At 51.4% G+C, this 15,541-nt stretch carries 2 protein-coding genes; both read left to right on the top strand.

What is annotated here, in order from left to right:
- Positions 1-48 precede the first annotated feature (48 nt).
- Positions 49-7,761, top strand: coding sequence for an amino acid adenylation domain-containing protein (locus AC1TPC_RS14165; protein WP_482067475.1), 7,713 nt, complete (start codon positions 49-51; stop codon positions 7,759-7,761).
- A gap of 36 nt (positions 7,762-7,797) precedes the next feature.
- On the top strand, positions 7,798-15,531 hold the full coding sequence (locus AC1TPC_RS14160) for an amino acid adenylation domain-containing protein (protein WP_482067474.1): 7,734 nt from the start codon (positions 7,798-7,800) through the stop codon (positions 15,529-15,531).
- The last annotated feature ends 10 nt before the right edge of the window (positions 15,532-15,541 follow it).

Raw genomic sequence — 15,541 nt, 5'->3', positions numbered from 1 at the left:
TGGAAAAGACGGTTAAAGCGAATAAGCCAACTTCACACGAGGTGAATAATGACGAAAGCAAATGCGATTCAGAAGGTGTACCCCCTTACTCCTATGCAGGAAGGGATGCTGTTCCACTCGATCATAAACAGCAAGTCAAGCGCTTATTTCACTTTAATGGAAGCTTCACTGATAGGCAGCGTGGACCCGGAGCTGTTCGAGCAATGTTTAAACAGCATCATGAAGGAATTCGACATCCTGCGTACAGTGTTTGTTCATCAAAATTTGCCGCGCCCCCGGCAAGTTGTTTTCCACGAACGGAGCACGAAGCTGCATTATGAGGATCTTCGCCACCTAGGTGAGACGGAGCAAGGCAAGTATATCGAGAGCTATAACGAGGCAAACCGAAGCCGCGGTTTTCAGCTATCGAAGGATGTGCTGCTTCGAGTCGCTTTGTTCCGCACTACAGAACATACCTATCGGTTAATGTGGAGCCATCATCATATTTTGATGGACGGCTGGGGCTTTGGCGTTGTTATCCAGCGGCTGTTTCAAATTTATGCTGCTATGCGAACAGGCAGCGCGATTCCTCAAAGCATCATTTATCCATACGGTGATTACATCAAATGGCTTGAAAATAGAAGCAAAGAGCAATCTCTAGTCTATTGGAAAAAAGCGCTCGAAGGCTTTGAAGAACAAACGTCTTTGCCTCAAAAACAGCTTGGAGGCCCTTCGGAAGAATATCGTCAGGGTCAGCATGAATTTGTAATTAACGCCGAAACTACTATGCTCCTTACTCGAATGGCAAGAGGCTGCGGAGCGACGCTTAACAGCTTTTTTCAAGCCGTTTGGGCGGTGCTTCTCAGCAAATATAATAGGACGCGCGATGTCGTGTTCGGCTCGGTCGTATCAGGGCGCCCTTCGGATGTGCCGGGAATCGAGCAGATGGTCGGATTATTTATAAATACGGTGCCGGTGCGCGTTCGCAGCTTTGACGGCCTTACTTTTGCGCAGCTGCTAGCGAATATCCAAGCAGAAGCGGTTGAGATGGAAGCGCACAGCTACCTGCCGCTTTACGAGGTGCAAAATCAATCGGAGCTGAAGCAGGCTCTCCTCGATCATATTTTGATATTCGAGAATTATCCGCTAGGCAAGGATGTTGAAGGCGGGAAGGCCGAGGAGGCGATCGGCTTCCAGACACAGGTTGACCGCGTGTTTGAACAAACGAATTATGATTTGAATGTCGTTGTATCTCCTTCCGAGGAGCTTTCTATCAAATTCAGCTACAACCAGAACAGGTTTGAAAGCCTGGTTATTCATCGTGCAGAAAGTCATCTGCGCAGCATCATAACGCAAATATTGGATAACCCGTCAGTCGAGCTGAGCGCCCTAGAAGTGGTTTCAGCTGAAGAAAAGCGGCAATTGTCCGACCATTTTAACGATACGAAGAGGGTGTATGAGGGACCGAAGCTCGTTCATGCTTTGTTTGAGAACCAGGCAGCGCGCACGCCGGAGCAAACCGCTGTGCTCGGAGCCGGTGTAGAACTGACCTACCGGGAGTTGAACGTCGAAGCAAATCGCCTTGCCCGGACGCTATATAATAACGGCTCTTCAGGCCGCGTCATAGCTGTTATGGCTGAGCCGTCGCCGGATATGGCTGTTGCGCTGCTCGCTGTCCTTAAAGCGGGGGCCGCTTACTTGCCGATCGATCCCGCGCTTCCAGCAGATCGCATTCGCTACATGCTTGAGGACAGCGAAGCCTGCTGTGTCCTATCCGATCCACACTATGCCCAGCTTGCTGAAAGCTTTGGCACAAATGTAATTGATATTAGCGATATAAGCGGCTATGCGGAGGATACAACCAATTTGGATGTCCGGGTTCAGCCGAATGATCTGGCTTATATCATTTACACATCCGGCACGACAGGTATGCCTAAAGGGGTTATGATCGAGCATCGCAGCATAGTGAATACGCTGCTTTGGCGGAAAGAAGAGTACCAATTCAGCACGGAGGATCGCACGCTAGTCTTCTTGTCGTTTGCATTCGACGCTTTCGTTAGTACGTTCTTCGCGCCGCTCATTGCAGGCTCGTCCGTTCACTTGGCGAAAGCAGCGGAGAGCAAGGACCCGTTCGCGTTGAAGAAGCTTATTGCGGCAGGACAAATTACGCATTTCAGCACAGTGCCAGCCATGTTCCTGGCGATTCTTGATGTTATAACGCATGAGGAAGCTCTATCGCTCAAAGCGGTGACACTCGGGGGAGATAAGGTTACGGAGGATACCGTTAACCGTGCAAGGAGCGTAAATCCGGCGCTTGAATTGGTTAATGAATACGGACCGACCGAAAACAGCGTTATAACGACCTGCTTGCGTCATGCCGAGGACGGAAGGCGGATAACGATTGGCACTCCGATTGCCAATACACAGGTTTGGATCGTAGGCAGCGATAGGCAGCTACAGCCAGTCGGCGCAGTCGGCGAGCTATGTGTTGCTGGCGAAGGGCTGGCTCGTGGATATTTGAATCAGCCTGAGCTGACGAAGGAGCTTTTTGTGCCGCATCCATTCGATGAAGGCGCTGGCTTGCTTTACCTTACGGGTGATCTAGCAAGGTGGACGGAGGACGGCCAGATTGAATTCGTAGAGCGGATCGATCATCAAGTGAAAATTCGCGGCTATCGGATCGAGTTGGGAGAGATCGAAGCCGCGCTTCGCAAGCAGGCGGCCATTAAAGACGCAGTTGTGCTTGCTGTGCAGGAGGAATCAGGTTCGAAGCAGCTTTGCGCCTATGTAACGCTCGAAGAAGGGGCCGAGTGGGATGAAGCGTCATTAAGACGGGTGCTTGGAACTCAGCTGCCATCCTACATGAATCCGGCAGCCTTCATTCGGCTTGAGCGCTTGCCATACACAGCGAACGGCAAGCTCGACCGTAAGGCGCTTCCGATTCCGGATGCAAGCTTGGCAGGGAACCGTGAATACATAGCGCCTGAAACATTGCTTGAGGCGCAGCTTCAGCCGATTTGGGAACAAATTTTGCAAGTGGAGAAGATCGGCGTAACGGAAGATTTTTTTGAACTTGGCGGGCACTCGCTCAAAGCGATGCTGTTAGCGGCCAGGCTTCAGAAGGAGCTGCAGACAGACATTCCTTTGAAAGAGCTGTTTGATCGTCCAACGATACGCGGCATTGCCCGTTTCATTGAAGGTGAGAATCTGGAGGAAGGCAGTTTTGTCGCCATTGCTCCGGCAGAGCCAAGGGAAGTCTATCCGTTAACATCGGCGCAGAGAAGAATGTTTGTAATCAATCAGTTTGAAAACGTCGGAACGGCTTACAATATGCCCGATGCTTTGCTTATGGAAGGGGTTATAGATAAGGAAAGGCTTACAGATGCCCTACAGCGCCTGATCGAGCAGCATGAACCGCTGCGGACCACGTTCGAGCTGCAGTTGGAGGAGCCCGTTCAGCGCATTCATGCTACGGCTGTGCTTGAGCTTGAGGTTTTCGAAGCATCTGATACACTGCCCGCTGAACAAATCATGCGCGATTTCGTGCGGCCCTTCGATTTGACACAAGCCCCGCTTATGCGGGCTCGTCTCGTTCGTTTGGAGGAAGAACGCCATCTGCTGCTGCTCGATATGCACCACATTATTGCCGATGGGATTACAGTTGGGCATCTGATTCAGGATATGGCCGCTTTGTATCGGGGTGGACAGCTGCCAGCGCTTAGCATTCAGTATAAGGATTATGCAGTCTGGCAATTGGGTGATGCAAACGCGGATCGGTTGAAAAAGCAGGAGGCTTTCTGGCTGGAGCAATTCTCCGGCGGCGTGCCTGCGTTCGATTTCCCTACTGACTACTCGCGTCCGCTCGTTCGTGATTTTGCAGGAAAGAGATACGAATTCATGGCCAATAAGGAGCTGGCTGCTTCGCTGCGTGAATTGGCAGCAGCTCAAGGCGCAACGCTCTTTATGGTGCTGTTCGCAGCCTATAACGTGCTGCTCAGCAAGTATACAGGCCAGGAGGATTTTGTCGTTGGAACGCCGACAGCCGGCCGGGCTCATGATGAGCTGCGTGAAATGACCGGGCTGTTCGTAGGTACGCTTGCGCTCCGTACAAGCCCGAGGCCAGAGCTTTCTTTCCAAAATTATGTTGCCGAGGTTAAGCGGCATTGCCTTGAAGCGTTCGAGCATCAGGATTATCCCTTTGAGGAGCTGCTGCAAAAATTGGGCATTCCGCGCAGCATGAGCCGCAATCCGATGTTCGATACGATGTTTCTTATGCAAAACATGGATTCGGCTGATCTGCAGCTTGAAGGCTTGAAGCTGACATCCTACCCGCAATCCAACGATATCGCCAAGTTCGATCTGACCTTTGGCGTGATCGAGCAGGACGAGTCGCTGCAGTTCAGCATTGAATATGCAACAGCTTTATACCGCCCAGAGACAGCGGAGCGGCTTGGAAACCATTTTATCGAGCTGCTGCATGCTATTGCCGCTCATCCAGAGAAATCATTAGCTGATCTGGATGTACTAAACAGCTGCGAAATCGAGCAATTGCTGTACGGGTTTAACGATACTTCGGCAAGCTACCCGCGTGAGGCTACGATTATCTCGTTATTTGAACAGCAGGCAGCTATTCATGGCGAGCTAATTGCTGTCTCGGACGATGAGCGGCAGCTAACCTATCGTGAGCTGAACGCTCGAGCGAACATGCTGGCAAGGCGGCTTCGAGACGAAGCGGGTGTTGTGCGCGATAATCTAGTAGCGATTCTTATGGACCGCTCTGCCGACATTATCGTTGCTATGCTCGCGGTTCTGAAGGCGGGAGGCGCGTATGTGCCGATAGATCCCGCTTATCCTGAGGAACGGGTTCAGTTCATCCTGAAAGACAGCAAGCCGAAGGCGCTGCTTACGCAAACTCCCTATCTCCATCGGGCTAACGATGAAGCCTGCATGGTCTTCGATCTCCAGAACGGCTCAACCTTCTCAGGAGACGAAGGTAATTTGGAGGCGGTCAATGAGCCGCAGGACTTAGCCTATATCATCTATACGTCCGGAACGACTGGACAGCCGAAGGGCGTTATGATCACCCATCGGAATGTGGTAAGGCTGTTAACGAACAATCGGCTTGCCTTTGATTTTAATGAGCGGGACGTCTGGACGATGTTCCACTCGTACTGCTTCGATTTCTCGGTATGGGAAATGTACGGCGCATTGCTGTACGGCGGACAAGTCGTCGTTGTTCCGCGCCATACCGCTCAAAATCCGCAGCAGTTTGCGGAGCTGCTGAGGCGGGAGAAGGTAACGGTGCTGAACCAGACGCCGACTGCTTTTTATGCCTTGATTCAAGAAGAGATGCACCGGCAGGACCAAGGATTAGCTGTCCGTTATGTCATTTTTGGCGGTGAAGCTTTGAATCCTGCAATGCTGCGGCCTTACCGCGACCTGTATCCTGCCGCAAAGCTGATCAATATGTACGGCATCACCGAAACGACCGTGCATGTCACCTACAAAGTGATAACGGATCATGAGATCGCGACAAATGTAAGCAATATCGGCAAGCCGATTGCTACGCTTACCTGCTATGTTTTCGATTCCAGACAGAGGCTTGTTCCCATTGGCGTTAATGGCGAGCTGTATGTTGGCGGAGATGGCGTTGCCAGAGGTTATTTGAACCGGGATGAGCTGTCGCGGGAACGCTTTGTGCCGAATCCTTACAATTCTGACGAGAGACTGTACAGGACTGGCGATCTGGTACGCAGATTGGCAAACGGCGAGATGGAGTATCTTGGTCGCATCGACCATCAGGTTAAAATCCGCGGTCATCGCATCGAGCTGGGTGAAATTGAGACTGTACTTCTTAATCATAGCAAAGTTAAGGAAACAACCGTCATTGCACGTGACCAGAAGGACGGCAGCAAAGCGCTGTGCGCCTATATCGTTGCCGAGGAAGCGCTGACCGTCACCGAGCTGCGGCAATTTACGAAAGAATCGCTGCCTGATTACATGGTTCCGGCCTATTTTGTCCAACTGGACAAAATTCCTCTGACCTCTAATGGGAAAATTGACAGGCATGCGCTGCCTGAACCGGATCTGAGCATCGCTACCGGCAGTGTGTATATCGCTCCAGAATCCATTCGCGAACAGCTGCTGGCAGACATTTGGCAAGGCGTGCTTGGCGCAAAAAATATTGGTTCGGCTGAAAATTTCTTTGCGCTTGGCGGCGACTCTATTAAAGCGATACAAGTAGCTGCTAGACTCGGTGCGCATGGTTTGAAGCTGGAGATTAAAGATTTATTCCAGTATCCGACAATCGGTGAGCTTGCTCCGCGGCTAAAGGCCGTCACCCGGAGCATTGAGCAAGGCGCCGTAACAGGCGAAGCTGGGCTTACCGCGATTCAGCATTGGTTCTTTAAGCAGCAATTTACCGATGCCCATCACTGGAATCAATCGGTCATGCTGTTTACGCCGGGGCGGTTCGAGGAGAAGGCGATCCGAACTGCCATTGATGCGATCGTTCGGCATCATGATGCGCTGCGCTTCGTTTTCCGCCCGAATGCAGAAGGCTCCTATATCCCCTTCAATCGGGGGCTGGAGGAAGAGGAGACGCATAAATACGAGTATATTGATTTAACCGGCGAGTCGGATGACCGCTCGGTGCTTGCGAGGCATGCAGAGCAGCTTCAAGGCTCGATTAATTTGTCAGAGGGTCCATTGTTCCTGACCGCTCATTACCGGACGGCAAGCGGCGATCATTTGCTGCTGATCGCCCACCATCTCATCATTGACGGCGTATCCTGGCGCATTTTGTTCGAGGATCTGGAGCAGGCATATAGCCAAGCGCTGAGCGGAGAACAGGTACGGCTTCCGCTCAAATCCGATTCCTTCCTCTATTGGTCGGAGCAGCTCCGCTTGTATGCGGAAAGCCCGCTGCTTCTAAGGGAGGCAGATTATTGGAGAGAGCTGGAGGAGAGAGGCGTCATTCCTCTTCCTCGCGATAGACATGCGGGCCGCGGTGATTTCTCGACATTGCGGACGGCACAGTTCGAGCTGGATGAGATGGAAACGGAACATCTGCTGAAGCGGGCTGGACGTGCTTATAATACGGAGATCAACGATTTGCTGATGACAGCATTAGGTCTTGCCGTTAAGCAATGGTCCGGCATAGATCAGGTAGGCATCAACCTAGAATCACATGGGCGCGAGCCTATCTCAGAGGCGCTGGACATTTCGCGCACGGTTGGCTGGTTCACCTCCCAATATCCGGTTGTGCTGGATATGAGCGCGGAGGACGATTTATCTCGTCAGATTAAGCTGACGAAGGAACAGCTTCGAGCTGTACCTGGCAAAGGCATCGGCTACGATCTATTGAAATATATGACGCCAGACCCATTGAAGCCAGCGCTTGGCTTCGACCTTGAGCCGGAGATTTGCTTCAACTACTTAGGGCAAATTGACGGAGATGTAACAAACGAAATTTTCACTATGTCGGATTATGACAATGGGTCACCTGTCAGCTCAAAAGCGGAAAACAGCTTTGCATGGAGCTTCGGAGGCATCGTCGAGCAAGGCCGACTTTCAATGAAATGCCATTACAACAGCTTGGAATTTTCGGAGGAGACGATGAACCGCTTTATGAATGCTTATCGCGCGCAGCTCGGAAGCGTAATCGCTCATTGTACCTCACAAGAGGATGCTGAGCTGACGCCAAGCGATATTAGCTCAAAAGGGATGACGGTTGACGATTTGGAAGACATTTTCGATCTGCTGGAAGAGAAGCTGAAATGAGAAAGCGAGCGAATATGCTTGTCAGAGAGGTGCGAAATGTCAACTTTTAAGAAAGAGCAAGTGAAGGATATTTATTATTTGTCTCCGATGCAGGAAGGCATGCTGTTTCATACCATCATGAGCCAGGACGCCTCCTATTTTGAGCAAATGACCGTTCGTATTCGCGGAGAGCTGAATGTCGCTTTGTTCGAAGAGAGCATGAACCGTATAGTTGCGCGCTACGATGTGTTTCGGACTACTTTCTTATATGACAAGGTCAAGCGCCCGGTGCAGGTAGTGCTGAAGGAACGCTCGCTAAAAATCCATGTTGAGGATTTGTCGGATTTAACCAAAGAGGCCCAAGAGGCAAGTCTTGAGTCCGCCAGGCAAAAGGATCGTGAGAGAGGCTTCGACCTCTCTCACGATATCCCGACGCGTATGATTGTTTTCCGTCTTGCAGCGGACGAATACGAAATGATCTGGAGCCATCACCATATTCTAATGGACGGCTGGTGCCTTGGGATCATCATCAATGAATTATTCAGCATGTATGGCTGCTTGAAACGGCAGGAAACGCCTGCGCTCGCGCCGGCTCAGCCTTACAGCGATTACATCAAGTGGCTGGAGAAGCAAGACAAGGAGAAAGCTTTAACTTACTGGCGGGAGCTGCTTGGCGATTACGAGCAAGAGGCATCGCTTCCAAGGCGCAAAGCCCAGTCACTTGTTCAAGCCGAACATTATGAGCAAGCCGAGCTGCGATTCAGCTTTGGTCTGGAGCTGTCCCGCAAGCTGCAGGAGCTGGCAAGCAGCTGTCAGATTACGCTAAACAGCTTGTTCCAGACGTTATGGGGCGTGCTGCTTAAGCGGTACAACCATTTGGAGGACGTCGTGTTTGGCTCTGTCGTATCCGGCCGCCCATCGGAGTTGCCTGGTATTGAAACGATGGTTGGGCTGTTTATCAATACGATTCCGGTTCGCATACGATCGCTGGGGAATGAATCGTTCGCGGAGCTGGCTGCAAGCGTGCAGAGGAAGGCCATTGAATCGGAAGGTTATGACTATATGCCGTTATATGACATTCAAAATATGACGGAATTAAAAAACAGCCTGATTAATCATATTGTCGTGTTTGAAAACTATCCGATTGAAAAGGAAGTTTCAGAGAGCGGCTCGGAGGATACGCTTGGCTTCGATGTAGGCGATGTAAGCATGTATGAGCAGACGAGCTATGATCTGAACGTGATGGTTCTTCCGAGCGACGATTTGACAGTAAAGCTTAATTTCAATGCATCCATTTATGATCCGAAGCAGCTTGAGGCTATTGAAGGTCATCTGATTACGTTGGCTGAGCAAGCTGTTGCAAGCCCGGACATGCCCGTTCGCAGCATGCGAATCGTAACCGGCGAAGAGCAGCAGCTGCTGGAATCATTTAACGGTGATGCATGCGAGTATCAATCCGAGCATACGGTTCACCGTTTGTTTGAGGAGCAGGCAGCCCGTACGGGAGAAGCGGTTGCGATCGTGATGGGCGCTGAGCAAATCAGCTATGGCGAGCTGAATGCAGCGGCGAATCGGTTGGCGCATAGCTTGCGGCGGCAGGGCGTCAGCCCTGGCAAGACGGTCGGCATCATGGCGGAGCGCTCGATCGCATATGTGACGGGAGTGATAGCTGTATTGAAGGCTGGCGGCGCATTCGTGCCGATTGATCCAGACCTTCCGGCAGAGCGCGCCGCCTATATGCTGAATAACAGCGGAGCGGAAACGCTTTTGATCCAGCCGGATATGGCTGACAAGGCATCAACTATTGTTGGTGAGGATATCAAGTTGCAAATGCTGCAAGACGAGCTGTACGTGCAGCTGCCGTCTGACAATCTGCCTCCTTCAGCGATTTCGAACGATTTGTTTTATGTGATCTACACGTCCGGCACGACCGGGCAGCCCAAAGGGGTCATGCTTGAGCATAAAAACATGGTCAATTTACTTTCCTATGCATGGTCGAAAACAGCCGTTCCTTATCATACGAAGGTGCTGCAATACACGACGATCAGCTTCGACGTCTGCTATCAGGAAATCTTTTCGACGCTGCTGGCAGGAGGCACGCTTTGTTTAATCGATAACGATACGAAGCGCAGTGTTGAAAAACTAACATCGTGGATCGGCGAGCAATCGATTCCCGTCTTGTTTTTGCCGGTTCCCTTTCTCAAATTTGTATTTAATGAAAAAAGCTACGTAGAGCTGTTCCCGCCTTGCGTTAAGCACATCATAACCGCGGGCGAGCAGCTGGTCGTTTCGGATGGCCTTCGAGCTTATTTGAAAGAACGTGGCGTTACGCTCCACAACCATTACGGCCCATCGGAAACGCATGTTGTTACGACGTTGTCGCTCGGGGGAGCAGAGCCGATAGCCGAATTGCCGACGATCGGACGGCCGATTTCGAATACAGGCATTTATATTTTAAACAGCGGCTTGCAGCTTCAGCCCGTTGGCATACCCGGCGAGCTATATATCGCTGGAGACAATGTCGGGCGCGGCTATATCGGCAACGCCGAATTAACCGCAGAGAAATTTTTGCAGAACCCATACCGTCCCGCTGAGCGCATGTATCGCACTGGAGACCTCGCCTGCTGGCTTCCGAATGGGGAAATTGAATTGCGGGGCCGCATCGACCATCAAGTGAAAATTCGCGGTCATCGTATCGAGCTTGGCGAGATTGAGTCTCGTCTGCTCAATCATCCAGCTATTACGGAAGCGGCGGCACTCGCATACGAAGATGCTCAGAGCAGCAAATATTTATGTGCGTATTACGCGGCATCGGAAATGTTATCAGCAGTTGATCTGAGGGATTATATGCTTGAAGCGCTCCCTGATTACATGGTGCCGTCATTTTTCATTCAGCTGGAGAAGCTGCCGATTACGCCTAACGGGAAGACCGATCGAAGAGCGCTTCCGATGCCGGAGGGAGACGCAGGAACAGGAACTGCCTATGTCGCTCCGACGAATGAGCTGCAGCAAAAGCTGGCTGCAATATGGGAAGAGGTGCTTGGAGTTGCCCAAGTCGGCATTTGCGACAACTTCTTCGCACTGGGAGGGCATTCCCTTAAAGCGATGATGCTCGTATCCAGCATAAGCAAGCAGTGCGGCATCGACGTTCCGCTTAAAATGCTTTTCGAGAGACCGACTATTGAAGCACTGACTACATATCTTTCAGCTCCAAATCAGCCTGATTCCGAACACGTTCCGACGGTTTCGGCCGTTCCGCAGGCGAAGAAGCAGCCTATGTACCCTGCCTCGTCCGCGCAGAGACGGATGTTTGTACTCCAACAATTGGGCGCGGCTCATACGGGCTATAACATTCCCGGCATATTTCTGCTTGAGGGCGAAATCGATGCCGTCCGATTCGAAGCGGCGATGCAAAAGCTGGTTGAGCGACATGAATCGCTGCGAACCTCCTTCATACTTACCGATGGCGAGCCTATGCAGCGCGTACACGACAGCATTTCTTTTCATGTGAATAGGATCGATGTTTCAGAACAATCGGAAGCCTTGCATGAGCCCGAAAAGCTGATCGAACGTTTTGTCCGGCCTTTCGATCTGCTAGCAGCGCCGTTATTTCGCGTAGAGCTGGTTAAGCTGGCTGCTGACCGTCATTTGCTGCTATTTGATCTGCATCATATTATCGCAGACGGCGTTTCGCTAGGCATTATCATTGATGAATTCACGGCATTGTATCGAGGCGAGGAGCTGCCGGAGCTGCGCATCCACTATAAGGATATTGCCGTCTGGCAAAACAGCCTCGTCGGATCGGAGGCTTTCAGCAGGAAGGAAGCGTTCTGGCTGGAGCAATTTTCAGGAGATTTGCCGCTGCTTGACCTTCCAACCGATTACGCGCGGCCTGCTATTAGAAGCTTTGAGGGCGAGCATTTGTCTATGCTTCTTGAACCGAGGCTTGCAGCTGCGCTCGAGGAGCTTGCAGCGAAGGAAGGCGTTACCCTGTACATGGTGATGCTTGCTGCATACTTTGGACTGCTGTACAAATATACCGGCCATACGGATATCATCGTCGGTTCTCCGGTAGCTGGACGAACGCATGAAGATATGAATCAAATCGTCGGGATGTTTGTGAATACGTTGGCTCTTCGTGCGAAGCCGGAAGGGAAAAAGACGTTCCGTGCTTTGCTGAAAGAAGTGAAGGAGACTTCATTGTCTGCGTTCGAGCATCAGGACTATCCTTATGAAACGCTGCTGGAGAAGCTGGATTTGCCGCGTGATTTGAGCCGAAATCCTTTGTTCGACGCGGTGTTCATGGTACAGAATCTATCAGAAGGCGCAGAAGATCCGAACGGGTTAAAAGTAAGTGCCCATGAATTCGAAAATAAATGGTCCAAATTCGATTTGACGCTCATGGCTGAGCCATCTAGCAAAGGAATAACGCTAGGCGTTGAATTCAGTACATCCTTGTTCAACAAGGATACGATGGAGCTGTTTCTGAGCTGCTATACGGAAATATTGACAGCTATCGTTCGGCGGCCAGAGCTGACGCTTGCGGAAATCAATATGCTCACAGCTGAAGACAGCCGAAGACTGCTGGAGGATTTCAACGATACACGAAGCGAGCTTCCGGCTGACGAAACCGTTCATTCACTGTTCGAGCAGCAAGCAAGCTTTAATCCTGATGCCGCTGCTTTGAGCCTAGGCAGCATTACGCTTTCCTATGCAGAGCTTAATGCCAAGGCCGATAAGATGGCTGATAAATTTCGTCATGCCGGTATTGGAGCGGAAGCGATTGTTGGCGTGTTGATGGAGCGATCAACCGAGATGGTCGTGTCGCTGCTGGCTATTATGAAAGCCGGCGGAGCCTATTTGCCGATCGACATCGATTATCCCGATGAACGGATTCAGTACATCGTCCGGGATAGCGGAGCCAAGCTTCTCGTTACGAGGCAGCTTGACTATGACAAGGTTCGGGCAAGCGTAGATACGCAAAGCAATTTGCTCATATACGAGGAGCTTATGGGTCTGGGAGCAGAAGGTCAGGAGCTTGGTGAATTGACCGCCGCCGCCGAAACGCTCACGAGCATCGATCAAGCGCAGGGTGAGCAGCAACAGCCAATTATTTCGTCCGGGAGCTTGGCATACGTCATCTATACCTCCGGAACAACCGGCATGCCGAAGGGGACGATGCTGGAGCATAAGGGGCTTGTTAATTTACAGGTTTATTTCCAAAACCAGTACGGCATTGGCAAGGAGGATCGAATCGCCCAGTTCGCAAGCAGCTCGTTCGACGCATCGGTTTGGGAAATATTTATGGCGCTGTTCACCGGAGCAAGCCTCCATATCGTTCCGAAGGAAGCGATGAATGATTATGCAAGCTTCGAAGCCTTTATGAACGAGGAGCGAATTACAGTCATTACGCTTCCTCCTACTTTTGCCATTCATCTGGAGCCGAAGCGGCTGCCTTACTTGCGGCGTCTCATTACCGCTGGTTCTGCCTCTTCAAGAGAGCTTGTCACCCGGTGGGTTGACCATGTAAGCTACGTCAATGCCTATGGTCCGACGGAGACGACGATATGCGCGACCGCTTGCGAGATTAACGAGCAGCCGCTTGAAGCTTCATCGTCCATACCGATCGGCAAGCCTATTGCGAATACGAAAATATTTATTGTCAGCCAGGACAACCAGCTGCAGCCGATCGGCGTACCTGGGGAATTATGCATCGGAGGCGTAGGCGTGGCTAGAGGTTATTTAAACCGGCCGGAGCTGACCGAGGAGAAGTTCGTTGCTTGTCCTTACCTGATTGGCGAGCGGATGTACCGAACCGGAGATTTAGCACGCTGGCGGCCTGACGGCAGCATCGAATATTTGGGGCGGATCGATCATCAGGTGAAAATTCGCGGCTACCGAATCGAGCTTGGTGAGATTGAAGCGGCGATGGTTCAGATGAGCAGCGTTGTTGAAGCTATCGTGCTCGATCTTGTTGACGGGCAAGGCGATGCTTATCTTTGCGCCTTCTATACGGCTCAAAACGGGCTTGAGCCGGCCGAGCTGCGTGAGCATCTGGAAGCTAAGCTTCCTAGCTTTATGCTTCCGGCACGCCTCATTCCATTAGAGAGGATGCCGCTCACAGCGAATGGAAAGATCGACCGTCCTGCTTTGCGGCAAACCGCTGGATCGCTGCTTGAATCCGGATCGCAGCATATCGCGCCTCGAACATTGACGGAAGTGAAGCTCGCAGCTATTTGGTCCGAGCTGCTTGGCGCCGAGCGAGTCGGTGTGCAGGACGATTTCTTCAAGCTTGGCGGCCACTCGCTGAAAGCGATGAACCTCATATCCAAAGTTGTGCAAGCCTTTGGCGTGAAGCTGGAGCTCAGCTCGTTGTTTGAGAGCTCGACACTCGAAGCTTTAGCATCGGCGATTGACCGCAAGGAGCGGATAGTGACAGCAGCAATTGTACCGCTGCCGAGCAGTCCGCATTATGCAGTGTCAGCCGCTCAGCGCCGCATGTACATTATGCATCAATTCGATGGCGAAGGAACGGGCTACAATATGCCAGGCGCGATGATCATACAGGGAGAATTGAATCCTGACCGATTGCAGGACGCCTTCCGCAGCATCATTCAGCGCCATGAGACATTCCGGACAACGTTCCATTCCATTGGAGGAGAGCCGGTACAGAAAGTTCACGATGAGGCTGCGTTCGAAATTTCTTATCGGCATGCAGGCGAAGCCGAGCTGGAAAGTGTATTAAACGAATTTGTTCAGCCATTCGATTTGGAGCAGGCGCCTTTGCTGCGTGTAGGGCTTGTCATGCTTGAGCCGTCAAAGCATCTGCTTATGTTCGATATGCATCATATTATTTCTGACGGTGTATCAATGGCTATTCTGGTTCGAGAGTTTGCCGAGCTTTACGCCAGGCGTTCGCTTCCAGCTTTAAACCTGCAGTATAAAGACTTTGCCGCATGGCAGAACCAGCTTTTTGCCTCCTCTGCCTATGAGCGTATGGAAGCTTTTTGGCTAGCGCAATTTGAGGGAGGCGTTCCGCAATTAGCGCTTCCGACTGATTTCAGTAGAGCGGAGAAACGAGATTTTGCAGGCGATGCGATTACGTTTAGCACAATTCCGGGCCTAAAAGATAAGCTGCTGCTATTGAGTGAGGAAACAGGCTCAACGGTATTCATGGTGCTGCTTGCGGCTTATCACGTCTTGCTCTCTAAGTACTCGGGACAGTCTGACATCGTTATTGGTGTTCCGGCTGCGGGACGACCGCTTGCTGAGCTCGGGCAAGTGATGGGCATGTTCGTTAATACGCTGGCGCTTAGAAACATTCATGATGCCGATTTATCGTTTACGGAATTTGTTCTTCAAGTAAAAACACTTACGCTCGAAGCTTTCGAGCATCAGGACTTTCCGCTGGAGCAGCTAATAGCGAGACTAGATCTGCAGCGGGACTTAAGCCGCAACCCATTATTCGATACCGTCTTCAGCCTGCAAAATATTGCGGGTGAGGCAGAGGAAATCGACGGCTTGCAGTTTGTGCCTTATGAACTAGGCAGCTCGATTGCGAAGTTCGATTTGACGCTGTCGGCGGTTGAGGATGAGGAGGGCTTCAGATTCTCCTTCGAATATGCAGCAGCGTTGTTCAAACGGGACACGATTGACCGGCTGGCGCAGCATTATATCAAGGTGCTGGAGGCTGTAACGAACGATTCAAGCATCCGTATCGGCGACATACAGCTGATTGAAGCCGAGCAAATGGATAATTTGCTGGGGGAAGACGTACAGTTTCAATTCTGATTCGGTTGGA

Source organism: Paenibacillus sp. Y280 (assembly GCF_056786335.1).
Note: the sequence above shows the minus strand (reverse complement) of the source record. Positions and strands in the feature narration are given on the sequence as shown.

Coding starts and splice junctions, on each gene's coding strand:
- AC1TPC_RS14165 (WP_482067475.1), top strand. CDS start 49: ATGACGAAAGCAAATGCGATTCAGAAGGTGTACCCCCTTACTCCTATG.
- AC1TPC_RS14160 (WP_482067474.1), top strand. CDS start 7,798: ATGTCAACTTTTAAGAAAGAGCAAGTGAAGGATATTTATTATTTGTCT.